This window comes from Streptomyces sp. NPDC058470 (genome assembly GCF_042721055.1).
GTDB lineage: Bacteria > Actinomycetota > Actinomycetes > Streptomycetales > Streptomycetaceae > Streptomyces.
Genome location: NZ_JBHXMF010000002.1, coordinates 183539 through 197051, shown reverse-complemented (window position 1 = coordinate 197051; position 13513 = coordinate 183539). Strand labels below are relative to the sequence as shown.

Below are 13513 nucleotides of genomic sequence, written 5' to 3'. Positions count from 1 at the left end.
GTTGACCTGTGAGAATAGATCTCCGTAGTTCTCGCGAGTCAACGCTGTTTCCCAGGCTCATGTGCCCTGGATGTGCCCTCCAGGGTGCGTCAACTACCGAGGCCACCCAGCCGGAAGAAGCACACCTAGACCCCCTCCCTACGGTGAACGCGGTCCCCGGCCTCAACGCGTCTACCTCGAGCCAGCCCGGACCGTGAAGAACCTGGTCATCGCGGCTGGCCGGAAGGCCGCCAGACCGGTGCGGTGGCGGGAAGGCTCCCGACCGGGCAGCGGCCGTAGCTGTTTGGGTCGCCAGGATGGTGTTCAAGTCGTCCCAGGTGATCACTCAGGCCGCGGATCAGCCGAAGCGCCGAGCCAGGGGAGAACGGGAGGCTCCATCTCTCATCCACCTCGGGCGAGGCGGTGCACGATGTCCCAGCCCTTGTGTGTGATGCGTGGATCGTTGTTGGGGGTGGGGGGCTGGCCCAGGAGGTGCTCCCGGTTTAGTCTGGCGACCGCCTGGCAGGTCTTGGGGCCGTAGTGATCGCTCTCGACAACGAGCTGGTCGAGGTATCCGGCCCGCTTCAAGAGACTCTGCAACTGCTCGACGTCCGGGTGGACGCGGCCGGGCGCCAGGCGCCGCGTGAACGGCGGGAGCATGAAGCGCCTGCGATCGGACTGGAGAGGGATGCTCAGAGCCTGCCCCTCGTAGATGGTGTACGGGGCCCGGAGATCGTTCTCGTCGATGATGCCTGCCTGGCGCACGCCGTAGCGTTTTGCAATGTCGTGGATCGTTTCGCTGGATTTGACGAGGTACATCACGTGTGTGTGCGGTGATGGCTGGTAAGCGAAGCGCTGTCGCGGCCACCACGGCCACCAGGGCTCTGCGGCCTTGGCCTGAGTGCGTGCTGTGCGCAGGGTGTCGGCGAAGCCCTTCGCACGGGAGGCACGTTCTTCCAGGTACCGGGCACAACCGGTCTGTGAACGTTCCTCCAGTGCGATGACGAGCTGTGCCTGCGCCGCCATGTCCCACTTGGCGACGACCGCCCTAAGTACCTTGTTGGACAGGGTGTTGGCCTCCGCCTTCTCCAGGCTGTCTACCGTCGTGGCCACCTGGTGGACGGGGCGTTCGGTGATGCTAAGCAGTAGTTCCGACTTATGCGGAAGAGAGCGCTCCAATCCCACAGCGAGCCGGGCGAGATCACTGGGCGGGCGCGTCTGCCATAGTCCGGACAGCTCGGTGTCGCTGAGGAACCGTGACCCCGCGTGGTCCAAGTGGCGGAGCATCCCGGCCGCGTGGCCCACGGGCCGGTGGAGGCTGAGCCAGAAGATGCGGTCCGCCGGTCCGTCCTGGCCTGCAGCATCGAGCCTGGTCAGCAGGTAGGCCGCCTGGCTGGGCGAACACGCTCGGGCAGCGTCGTCCAGCAGCTCTTTCATCGCCTGGTCGGCGATCAGTTCGGTGAGATGCGAGGTGATGGAGGCGAACTCCTCGAGCGTCCGTTCCCGCGCTGTGTCCACGGCGGCCTCCAGCGCGTGCTGGTGCTGGCCGACCGCCAGCAGGTGCGCGATGAATTGAGAGATGTCCTCTGTGGGCCAGTGCAGCACCGCCAGGAACCGGGCCGTGGCCGCAGCGTCGACCAGCTTGCTCGATTGCAAGGCCGCGACTAGCTCCGCGAGGTAGTGGGGGCCGCGTTGGCTCATGCCGACCGCGAAGATCTGCTGCGCTTCGTGTTCGTACCCCTCCCGCACGAGTACGGAGATCATCTCGGCGGCGTCGATCGCGGTACGACTCTCTGCGACGACCTGAGAGAGAAGGGCGGCGGTGTCCTGCATGCCGTTCGCGCACAGAGGCAGGAACAACGCCGTGACGTCGGAGACCGTACGGCTCTCGGCGACGGACCGCGCCACCTCGGAGAGCAAATGGGTCAGCTCGCCATGGGCTAGCTCATACATCAACTGGACGACCTCCGCCACGTCCCTGGTTAGCGCGAAACCCGTGAGGAGCGCCCGCGCGTGTTCGGCGAGGCCCACCCGGCACAGAGCCGCGGCCAACTGGACGGCTTGCTGCGTCGGCTGCAACCGTACGGAAAGCTGCAGCAGGCTGACGAGGCACTCGTCCGCGGACATTGCGTGCAGCAGGTCCGCCAGATGCGCCGTCTCCTCCACGGGCCGCGTCAAGAACAGGGTCGGCAGCGCGGCCTCGGCTGGGGCACGATGGCCGGCCTCGAAAAGAGCGGCCAGGAACGGGGCGAGTTCGGTGACCGCTCGTACTTGGAGAGCCGTACGGACGAGGTCGCCGGCGGTGGCCGAGCGGTTCTCGCTCAGCAGGCCCACCCACGTGACCAACTGGGAGACCGCTGCGGTGCGCGGCGTCGACTCCAGGACATGCAGCATGTCGGGGTGGGCACCGGCCGGGGGCGCAGCAGGCACGTAGGCGCTGTTGCGTATGAAGGGGGTGGCACCCAAGCCGTTGCGGTCCAAGTCCAACGGCGTGGGCCGGCTCCGGGCTTTCAGCCGTCCCCGTACATGGCGGAAGATGACATTGAGGTCGAGTAGTTCGCCCGCGCCCGGCACGCCGCCGCTCAAGGTCTCGATGAGTTCGGCAGTGAAGGCGGTGAAGGTCTCCCCAGGTGGAGAGAGAGCTACGGCCGTTTCCCTTGCTGCGGCCATGACGTAGGTGCCGTCTACTTCCGCGAGGTCGATGACCGACTCGGACTGGACACCGAACGCCCGTGCGCCGTAGCAGCAGTCCAGGATGACGATTCGGCGAGCCGCTCCGGTCGACTCGATGGGGCGCCTGATCCAGTCGTAGGGGACAGCCGTGTCGTAGACGGAAGCATTGTCGCTTTGCGGGACGGCCAGGTGCAGGTCACCCTTGTCGTCGAGTAGACCGTGCCCCGCGTAGTAGATGAGCAGCGTGTCGGTCGCCTCGCGCGCCGCCTTTTGCACCGCCTTCGACACCTCGACGGTGGTGGCCGGGTCGACCAGGGCGACGCAGTTCTCCGTGTTGAAGGGTGCGTCGGGCCCGCACAGCAGCGCCCGCAGCGCGGGCACGTTGGCTTGTACGGCGGGCAGATCGTCTAAGTGGAAGTATCTGCTGGCACCGATGAGCACCGCCTGTGAACGTTCCGGGCAGGGGAGGTGGTCCACGGCTCGGCCGCGCCTATTCGAGCCCGAGCCGTTCGAGGAGGGCGCGTGCTTCCTCTAGCGAGCCGGTATTGATCTCGACGGCTGTTCCGTCGGGTCGGCGAACCGTCAGGATGGACTGTTGCGGTCGTGTGGCGCGCCAGCTAATGAGGCTCAGAGCCAATGACGCGGCGTTGAAGGCTGAACCGAGCACAAGTGAGAGGACGTCGATCACCGACCCCTGGGCGCCTGGTACGGGTGGGCCCACCGCCTCTAACTGCGGAGCCGCGAGGCGCATCGTCTGCCGGTCCGATTTAAGCCAACCGTGCAGCGATCTCAACTCGGCTTCATTCTCACGGTCATTCGCGCCTTCAACACTGACCTGAACCTGCATGATCACTCCTTTTCTGCCCCAGTGTTCATGGTCCACAGACGTCGGCGCTGACGTGATGGTTCCCGGCGTAGGGCTTCGGCGTATTCGCTCCGTCTGCAAAGTCGACCCACCACGGCTCTGGCCCTCGTCGGCTCCGGAGATCCGCAGCGGCCTCTACCCTTCTCCCACGCGCACGCGTTGCTCGCACAGTGTGTCCGGCGTCCTCGCCAGTGAAACACCTACGGGCTCTCAGAGGGTCTCCAGCAGACGGCCGACTTTCCGCTAGGTCGTCGTTGAGCAAGGCCAGCCGCCCGAAGTGGCTCTGATACCCGGGCTTGAGGGCAAGCCTCTGTCAGCGACTCAAGGCCGTCGATCAACTTCTCGCACCGACGTCGGGACGGCTCGCCCTTGGAGGTACGAGGTCTCTGTTTGCCTTTTGGTGGCCAACCAGGCGCGCAGCCGCCAAACTTGCTGCACACGCTGGCGAGAGGGCACGGAGTGGGCGAAGAGAAAACGGTGGACGTCACGCTTCCCAACGGGAAGTCGATGATGGCCAGGGTCCAGCAACTGGACGCGACCCTTCCAGGAGGGCCACAGGATGTCGGGCTTGACCGGCTGCTGTCCTTCGACGTTGTTGGCGAGGCGTTGCAGGGCGTGGGCACGGTGATCGTCGATAGTCTGGCGAGGATCAAGCCCTCCAAGGCCACGGTCGAGTTCGGTCTTGAGCTGGGGGTGAAGGGGGGCAGCCTGGTGAGTGTCTTCGTGGACAGCGGGAGCAAGGCATCTTTGAAGGTCACGCTGGAGTGGGAAAGTGGCGCCAGGAATGCCGGGGATCAGACGACTTCTGGCTGACTGCCTGGTCCGGATCAGCGGTTCCGGGGTGGCGGGCGGCACCGGTTTCTTTGTGGCTCCTGGCACGGTGTTGACCTGTGCCCACGTCGTGAGCGGCGCGGAAGCCGGGCAACCGCTGAGAGCAGAGTGGCAAGGAGGCGGAGCGCAAGCCCGGCTCATTGCCGTACATCCAGCTCCCAGTGGTCGGTCTGCCCCCGGCCCCTACCCCTATCCGGACTTGGCCGTTCTGGAAGTCGAGCGCAGCGGTCACCCTTGCGTGCGGCTCGATTTCGACGAACCGCGCTGGGAGGACCGTGTGCACGGGTGTGGATACACCCGTACCTGGTCTCGGGATGACGCGCAAGTGGAACCGGTCACCTTCACCTACGAAGGCATCCATGAGGTGGGCGGCGGCCTGCTCAAGCTCGCGGGTGGTCAGGCGGTTCCGGGCATGAGTGGGGGCCCACTGCTCAATCTGCGCACCATGGGTGTGTGCGGAGTGCTCAAGACGACGCGTGACCCCGCCCTGCCGACCGGTGGTTGGGGAGTGCCCGTTGGACTGCTGCGTGAGCTCCACCCGGAAGTGGTGGCCGCGCACGACGCCTTCCACCGTGGGGACCGTCGCTGGCGGGAAGCCGCAGACGGGGTGTCCCCGCTGCTCGCCGGGCTGACGGCGTTCAGCGCCAGTTACGCCGGCCGGATCGAGAACTTCCTGGTGGAGTATCTGGGCCGGGACGGCGCCCCCGTGCCTTTCGGCGGCCGGGACCCGCAGATGAACATGCTCACCGCATGGCTAACTGATTCGCAGGCGGCGCCCTACGCACTGGTTGCGGCAGAGGCTGGCCGCGGCAAGTCGGCGCTGCTGGTGCGCTGGGCCCAGGAGGTGATGCGCCAGGAACGGGCGCACGTGGTTATCGTCCCGGTGAGTATCCGCTTCAACACGGCCCAAGCAGGCGTGGTGTTTCCGGCGTTGGCGACCAGGCTGGGCGAGGTGTACGGAGAGCCGCCCGGCGCCACAGATATGTCGGCTGAGCAGTGGAAGGAGACCTGCCTCGGCTACCTACGACGCCCGTCTCCCGACGAGCGTCCCCTGCTGGTCGTAATGGATGGCCTTGACGAGGCGACCGATTGGCAGCCGGGTCCCGACCTCTTTCCCGCTGTTCCCGGGCGAGGCGTACGGGTGCTGGCGTCGGCCCGCCATCTGGCCGGTGATACGGACGATAGGGGCTGGCTGACCCGCCTGAACTGGGACTCCCTGGCCGTCAACCTGCCCCTGCCTCCCATGGACCGGGACGGCGTCCGCCAGGTACTGCACGCTATGGGCGACCCCCTCGCCGACCTGGCGACCAAGGTGGACGTCGTCAGCGAGCTTTACCGCCTTAGCGAGGGCGACCCTCTGCTCGTCCGGCTCTACGTCGAGGCGCTGTTGCCCTACGGCGAGCGTGCCGCGGCAATCAACGCGGCCGAACTACCGTCGATCAGCACGGGGCTGGAGGGGTACTTCAGCCGCTGGTGGGATGAGCAGGAACGGCAGTGGCGGGACCGGAACCGGAACCCGACCGCCGAACGGCAGGATCTCGAGGACTTCTTGAATGTCCTGGCATGCGCGCTCGGCCCGCTCGGCCACGACGACCTAGCGGGCATCATGCCCAGGCCGTTGTCGTGGCTGAGGCTGCGCGCCCTGACTACGGAGGTGGGACGCTTCGTCATCGGCGACGGCAGGGACACGGGCTTCGTATACTCCCACCCCCGACTCGGCATGTACTTCCGGGAGTTGATGGGACAGGCCGAACGAGATGTTTGGGACGAACGTTTTATCGCTCACGGTAGGCGCGCGTTGACGCAGGCCCGGGAGGGAACGACCGCCGTCCCGCCGTACGCTGTCCGTTTTCACGGTGCGCACCTTGAACGAGCACAGGGTCCCGACGAAGACCTCTACGCACTCGTTGACGGCGGCTGGTTGCGCGCCTGCCAGGCGTTGGAGGGCGGCGACAGCACATTCTTGAACGACAGTGAGCGGGCCTGGCGGCGCGCTGAAGCACGGTGTGACGAGCGGGCGTTTGAGGTGCGCTTCCTCAGCGCCCTCGCCCGTGCGAGCGTCGCAGCTCAAAGCGACGCAATTCCCGTGGCCCTGTTGGACTCTGCTGCGCGGGCGGGCATTCTTCCGCCTGCGCAGGCGCTGGCGCTGTGCCGCCGAATGACCTATGAGCATCGGCGCTCCGCTGCGGTGGTGCGGCTGGCTGCAGTCGTCGGCCCCGAGTGGCTCGACGAGTGCGTAGCTATCGCAGCCACCGTGCGAGCCACTGCCCGCCGCTCTGCCACTCTGGCAGGGCTGAGCCCCCACCTGCAAGAGCAGTCAGCCCGGCGTGCCGTGACCGTCGCGCGGTCGTTGGAGGCTCCTTGCCCGCGGGCGATCGCTCTGGCGGCCCTGAGCGTCCGTTTGCCGCCGGACGAACGGCTGGCCCTGGCACATGAGGCCCTTGACTCGTGCGCCGCCGACGAGGACGGCGTGCGGCGCGGTCGTGCGTTGGTGCTGATGGCCAGCCATCTGCCAGAGAACCTGCTGCCACGGGCGGTTCGGCTGGCGCGACGGACTCCGGATCCCCTGATCGCGATCCGGTCTCTCTGCGCCCTCGCCCGTCACCTTCCGAAGGCAGAGGCACGGGCGGCGGTCGAGGAAGCGCGCGGCCGACAGGGGGAAGTAGCGAGCGTCAGTCACACCGTGCGGGCACGGTTCGCTCTGGCGGAGTTCGCTGCTGCGGAGGAGCGTGACGAACTGGTGTCGATGCTCGTACACGTGACTCCGCAGGTCCGGCACCGGCTACTCATTGATGCCCAGACTTGGCTTGAGAGGTCCGGCGCGCCCCTGCCGCCTGCTGTTTACGACGATTTGCGGAACACACCGCCGACGGACTCGGAAGAGCTCGTAGCCGCTCTTCCCGGACCGGTCCGACGGCGCTTGTGTGGCGAGCTGGAGAGGCCGGGAGGCGACGCCCGGATTGAGTCATTGCTGTTCCATGCCTACTTGCTTGCTGCGGAAGGGCACGGTGACACCTCGGACGCCGTCCTGCGACTCCTGCGACGCGCACGCAACCTTGACCGGCCTGCCAGGGCCGCAGCCCTTGCCGCCCTGGCCGCCTGCCATCGCGGCGAGGCTGCCGACGTCTTGCTGCGCGAGGCGCTGGATTGCGCCCAGTTGATCGACGATGCACGCGCCAGGGTCGAGTTGCTGAGCGACGTGGTCACAAACGCCTCAGAGCAGATCCTGGCGGATCTCGAGTGCGATCTCGTGTTCCATCCGGGTCGGCTCAGCGACGGCGAAGTACTGTCCTTTCTGGGCGGAAATGTACCCCTAGCGGATGCGGCGGTTGAGGGCGCAAAGGCGCGGGTGGCACGCATTGCGGATGATGACATCAGACTGCAGGCCCTCATGATTTGCGTTCCGCGGGCGCCGGAGCGGCACCGTGGCGAGCTGGGACGGTACGCGCTGACGGAGGCACTCGCCCAGCAGAACGCCAAGGTCCGTGCCGCCGCCCTGCAACGACTGGCACAGCTCTCGCTCCCGCTCGAATTGCGGCAACAGGTTGACATCGAGCAGCGCAGAACCCTGGAGCGGATCACGCGCGTCGAGTACCGACTGGCCGTGCTTGGCGGAGACGGCGTATTGGCCGGCATGCTGGCAACAGCCGTAGACAAAGAGCGCGTGATCCGCGAGTGCGTCGTTCCGTTGTTGATCGCCATCGTCGAGGATCCGCTATTCAGCGGCCGGCCAGCTGCGGTGGAGGGATTGCTCGGTAGCCTTCCGCACCGCCTTTCTGAGGACCTTGCCGCGCTGTTGTGGAACATCGCGGACCAAGCCCAACCGTGGCTTCGGCCCTGGTTGCTGGCCCGCCTGGTGTCCCGATTCCCAGCAGGGCGGGTTGTGGACGCGGTGAACCAGGTGCGGGGACTTGAGATCGACCCTCCCGAGGACGCGAATCGATTTCAGCACGTCTTGGCCGAGGAAGTGGCCAAAGTGTTCCCCCTGCTGGCGCTGCAGGCACAGGCTTTGTTGCTGGACGACGCACTCGGTCGCAACCCCACCCTGGCCAGGATCCGGGCACTGATGCCCGTGGTTGGAGCTGACCAGGTCGAGGACGTCCTGCGCCACGCACAGGAGTTGCCCTTCCCTGCCCGCGTTGCCGCCGCTCCGGCGGTGCGCCAGCATGTCGACAACGAGCGCTTTAAGTCCTTCTTGAAGCCGTTGACGGACACCGCCCTGGCGGGCGGCCCGGGGGTGGGGCCAGCCCCACTCATCGACCTGGCTCGGCTCGTGAACGACGACGATCGTGATCACCTGCTCGACGCGGCCGCAGTGGCGCTCGCGCACCGAAAGCCGTCAGAGCGGCGCAAGGTTCTGGAGCGGCTGTCGACCCGGGATCGGGGCAGGATCGTGCGCTTGCTGCTTCAGCGGACGGCTTTGGAGCCGGAGGAGTTGACACCGCTCATCATGGATCTGCCCACGGAACTCCTTGGAGCCGCAGAGCAGATGGTCCTCAGCATCGAGTCCCCCCAGCACCGGCTCACCGCACTCGGGTCGCTGATCACAGCGGCCGGGCGGCCCACGCCCGAGCGGCTGTGGACGGAGGTGCTGCGAGCGGTGCGAGCGGATCTTGCGCTGCGGGATGCGACCGACGGATTGCTCGGCCTGCTCCGGCGCAACCTGCCGGATGTGGACGACCTCAGAGTTTCCCAGCTCCGCACCTTGGTGGAAGCGGCGGATGATCCCGAAACACGGATCACCTTGCTGTGCGCCCTCGCCCGTCATGCCCGCGCCCCGCTGCGCGGTGCCCTCCTCGCCTCCGCCCTAGACGCGGCAGAGACGATCGTGCAGGACCCACACCGTGCGGCCGCCCTTGTGCCCATCGCACAGAGTGCCGTGGGGTGGCCCGACGCAGTGGTAGGGACGCTGGATGCAATCGTCGGAATCCGTCCACCGGACGGGCGTCAGCGGGTTCTGCGGGCGCACGTGCCGGCCCTGCGAGATGGGATCGCGTCTGGCACCGTAGATGTGACGGTCCTGGACCGGGCCCTTCGGGAGCTGTCCCGGATGCCCCGGCCGCTCGTCGTTAGGGACATGGCACTGTTGGCAACCGCGGGGTCTGCGCTCCTTACGGACAACGGCGGCGTACCCCGGGCGTTCCTAAAGGCGATGCATACCGTTGGCGGTTGGTGGAACTGAACCTCACAGTCTGCAAGGGCTCGTCTCAAGGTAGCCGTTGGACCTCTCGATCAAGCCCCTTCGCTTCTGGATCACGAGGCCAGCAGAGGAAGATCCTGACTGTGAGGAGTCTGACGAAGGCGGCGAAGTCGCCTGTGACGACCTTGGGCTGGGTGCGTGCGCCCGAGGCGTCGATGTGAGTGTTCCTGCCCTGCATCTGGCCGCCGGACGAGCGGACCTGCGCGCCTGACCGGTCCACACGGTGGGAGGTCGGAATTGCCTATGATGCCAGCGGACAGGAGATCGCCGCGGAGTGTCGGCTGCTATCGGAGGAGGGATTGGAGGTCGCAGCTACGCCAGGCCCCGAGAACTCGACACTACCTCGACGTGGGGATCTGCGCCTGGATGATCATACCCACCGAATCCTGGTTTCTGGCTTGTGCGGGACAGTTGAGTGCGAGCGGCACCTCGACCCAAACCAGCGGGAGCCAGCCCTTCCGTGAGCTAGTTGGTGTGGGTGGTGCTTGCCGCTTGGAGGAGGGGGTCACAGAAAGCGCAAGTTCATCCAGGATGGCAAAGCACCAGCACCCCGAATGCGATCAGTTCCCGTGGCGATGTAGAGATCTCGCAGATCGTGCAGTTGGGTCAACGGTGCAATGTCGATGTCGCCTTCCGCAGTCATGTCTCCCGTGAATTCGCATGATAGCAACCGGGGAAATGCTTCGGACAGTCGATTGACCGCCGCTTGGACTACTCGTTCCCCGCCGCCACCGCTGAGAGACAGGCTGGTGACGTTCGACAGAACCGCGGTTTGCGGAAGGGTCTCGAGTGACGTGGCGCTCGCGCTGAGGCCAGTTAGCGCTGGTAGGCCGCAGATCTCCTGCCAGTCATCGGCTGAAGCCGGGCTGGACGCTTTATTGAGTCCGAGATCCGTGAGTTGGGAAAAGCCGCTGAGCCCTTGGAGTCCGCGCAGCGGCCTCGCCCCGTCCGACACACGCAGGCTGTATAGCGGAGCGCGGCTCGGAAGATATTCCGGGGACCAGCCCAGGCTGGACGGGCCGCTGATCACCAGTGATTCCAGGACCGGCAATTGGGATACCGGGCGCAAGTTGATATCGGAACCGGTGGTGGTGATGTTCAGGTGCTGAATGGGGAGTCCGCTGATGGCGGAAAGATCCTTGAGATTCGGGCAATCATCGATAACGAGTGATGTCAATGTCATTTGCTCGACGAGGAATCCCAAGTCGGATGTCTCGGTGTTCGACAGTGTGAGTTGCGCGAACGTGTTCTGGGAAGCATACGAGACTAGCGCTCCCAGGGACACACCTCCCCTGATATCCAGAATCTCTGGCTGAAGTTCCAGGCGCCTCAGGTGATGCAGTTGTTCGTCGGACTGGATGGTGTAAGTGAGGGCGCTCGCGTCGAGGTGCGCGATGACCTCCTCGGCGTACCGAGCGCTGTTGAAGCGCGGCCAGGCCCACAGAAGCTGGGCACGGACCGGAAGAAAGGGATGACGGACGAACTGGGACAGAAAAGCGATGGCAGCCTCAGACTTGACGTTGGAAGCTGCGATGGTCACGTGATAGGCAGCCACTCCGTCATCGAGTTCCTCTGGGCCCGGGAGGAGACGGAGGACCAAGGGCCCGACTTCCGCTAGGGCGTGTGCCTCTTCCTCGTTTCCCGGGGGAATCAGGGTGGCGGTGCGTTGCTCGACTTCCTCGCGTACGGAAGGTTCGAGGGACGTCGCGTATTCCAGGCAGGCCGTGGCGAGCAGGTAGACGCGGGCCTGGACGCGCTTGTCGGAGATGCGGTCCCCCACGGCCACGAGTTCCTGGAAGATCGAGACACGTTCCCGGGGGCGGGCAAGAGCGACCGCCATACGGATGACGTCCTCCCACTGGTCGTCCGCTGCATGCCCGACAAGGAGTCCGAAGTCGGCTTCCTCGACGGCGGCTCGAGCGCCGAGGAAGTCCTGGAAGGTGCGGTGGATGAAGTCGACTGTATCGGGAGCGGGTTCACGGAGGAGGCCGCTCCGCTGGAGGAAGTGTTCGAAGACGGTTGGCGCATCACCCAAGGCAGCCACCTCGGGGACCGAAGGGAGAGCCCGAGCGATGATGCCCTCCGCGCGGGAACGGTCCATCTCGGTACGGCCGTTCTTGATCAGCCAGTAGGCGAGCCGTTGGAGCAGATCGAGCTGGGGCTCCTCGCGGAGCCCGGGGCTCACCATGTCCCGTTCCCGGTCGCGTCGGCTGAGCAGCATCGAGAGCGCGGCCTCGTAGAGGTCCTTACGGCCATGGGGGAGATAACCTCGCCGGTCGCGATGGAGGGCGCAGATGAGCCCGCACATCAAAGGGTTGGTGGCCAGGCGGCCGAGGTCGGACTCGGTTCGGACTGCGGCGAGGAGCTGACGCTCGTACTCGTCGAGGTCGGCAGCGTCGTCGGCATCGATTCGTGCGGCAGCGTGCCACTGAGTGATGAAGGTGGCGATGTCCGGGGGCTTCATAGGAGACAGCGTCAGCTCGGTGAAGTCGTCTTCGGTGAGCCAGTCCTGGCCCACGGCCGATGGGCGGGAGGTAACCAGCCATCGGTTGTCACGGTCGTATGTTTCGATCAACTCCAGCAGCCACCTCCGGGTCCGCTCGCGCTCGTGGTCGGGAATCTCGTCGATGCCGTCGATGAGGATCAGGCCGCGCCCGGCGCCGAGGACCCGGTTCTCCCAGCCGTCAGGCTGAGTGCCGGTGAGCGGGCAGCCAATGGCAGAGAGAAAGTCCTTGGGGGCCGGGAGGCGCTCGCCATGGCGCGTGAGTGTGCGCAGCGGTAGAACGAAGGGGATGCGGTCGTAGAGGTACTCGATGCGATCGGGGAGGTCCTGGCCAGCAGCGGCGACAGCCAGCCACTGGACGAGTGTGGTCTTGCCCGAGCCGGCTTCGCCGCGTAGTAGGACTCGGTGGTTGGCTGCCAGGGTTTGGTCCGCGGGCTGGGCTGCGAGCGGATCGCGGATCAATCGAGCGGCGTCGTAGGTGCGCCACACCTTGGCGGCATGCATTTCGTCACCCTGGTGGGGCCTGGCCTGTTCCTCGAACGGGAGGAGGCTGTCCAGGTTTTCAGGAGATTCCTCGGCTCCGGGCTGACGGAGATCGTCCAATGTGCCTTGCGTCGACAGCGCAGCGTAGAAGGAGTGACGGTGCGACGGGGTGAGAGTCGAGAGATCCTCATCGTGTAGAAGGCCGGCGCGGAACATTGTCCGGAGCCCTTGCCAGTGCCCCGACAACGGTGAAGCCTCTAGATTCAGATACGCCACGTTCAGCGGCCACCGTCTCGGGGAATTGTTGAGATCGATCCCATAGATCGTGAGCTTTCCGTGTTTCTTGGACACGTGCTCCAGGTATGCCTGCTCGAATGCGGCGTCCTCGCCACCGGCCAGCGGATTGCGGCGGATCAACTCGTCGACCTTCGCGATGAGCTCGTCGACCGCTCGGGCCTGTACGACCAGGGTGCGGGCGACGAAGGTCGAGCGTTGCGTGAAGAAGTTGAGGATGTGGAGGCATGCGGTTTCGAGTAGGCCCTCGTAGAAGTACGTGGCGTCGGCTGTGAGGTGACGCTCGGGACTGCCGCTCGCGCGACGCAGTTCGCGGGCCAATGCCGAGTGGCCAAGGCGTACGGCTTCGAGGTCGGTGAGGGTCAGGTCACCGAGTGCGTGGAGGGTGCTGGCGAGGGCATCGGTGACGGCTTGCTGCTCGTCATTGAGGAAAGGGCGTTCACCGGAGCGCAGGGCTTGTCCCACCAGCTTGGCGGCGAGATCGCGCACGTCGGACTCGGTCAGGGTGCGCTTCTCGCCCTTGAAGGATACGTAGCTGGAGATGCGGATCGGCTTGTCGACAAGGCCGGCCCCGGGACCTCCGGTGATGAAGAGTTTTTTGACGAGAGGTCCAATTACGGCCGAGGCGAGTCGGGTGCCGATGGCTGTGGGTTCCACGCTTACCCCCGTAGACGTACCGATGCCC

At 65.9% G+C, this 13513-nt stretch carries 5 protein-coding genes; 2 read left to right on the top strand and 3 right to left on the bottom strand.

Annotated features, from left to right (window positions below; all coding sequences use genetic code 11):
* Positions 1–381 precede the first annotated feature (381 nt).
* Both ACFWP7_RS02255 and ACFWP7_RS02250 read right to left on the bottom strand, forming a co-directional pair.
* Entirely contained in the window at positions 382–3129 is a 2748-nt protein-coding gene (locus ACFWP7_RS02255) for a caspase family protein (RefSeq protein WP_384374596.1), read from the bottom strand.
* 13 nt (positions 3130–3142) lie between these two features.
* The gene (locus tag ACFWP7_RS02250; RefSeq protein WP_384374593.1) at positions 3143–3499 is read right to left on the bottom strand and encodes a hypothetical protein; all 357 of its coding nucleotides are present in this window, start codon (positions 3497–3499) and stop codon (positions 3143–3145) included.
* A 477-nt stretch (positions 3500–3976) separates the two neighbouring features.
* Between ACFWP7_RS02250 and ACFWP7_RS02245 the strand changes: the two genes are divergently transcribed.
* A complete protein-coding gene (locus ACFWP7_RS02245) occupies positions 3977–4330 on the top strand; it encodes a CU044_2847 family protein (RefSeq protein ID WP_384374590.1) in 354 nt (117 codons plus the stop codon).
* Entirely contained in the window at positions 4302–9530 is a 5229-nt protein-coding gene (locus ACFWP7_RS02240; RefSeq protein WP_384374587.1) for a trypsin-like peptidase domain-containing protein, read from the top strand. Before ACFWP7_RS02245 ends, ACFWP7_RS02240 begins: the two co-directional genes overlap by 29 nt.
* A gap of 523 nt (positions 9531–10053) precedes the next feature.
* Here ACFWP7_RS02240 and ACFWP7_RS02235 read toward each other — a convergent pair.
* On the bottom strand, positions 10054–13485 hold the full coding sequence (locus ACFWP7_RS02235; protein ID WP_384374584.1) for an NACHT domain-containing protein: 3432 nt from the start codon (positions 13483–13485) through the stop codon (positions 10054–10056).
* Positions 13486–13513: the final 28 nt, after the last annotated feature.

What these genes read in the sequence shown, in the direction of transcription:
- ACFWP7_RS02240 (WP_384374587.1), top strand. Translation starts at nt 4,302, where the DNA reads ATGCCGGGGATCAGACGACTTCTGGCTGACTGCCTGGTCCGGATCAGC.
- ACFWP7_RS02250 (WP_384374593.1), bottom strand. Translation starts at nt 3,499, where the DNA reads ATGCAGGTTCAGGTCAGTGTTGAAGGCGCGAATGACCGTGAGAATGAA.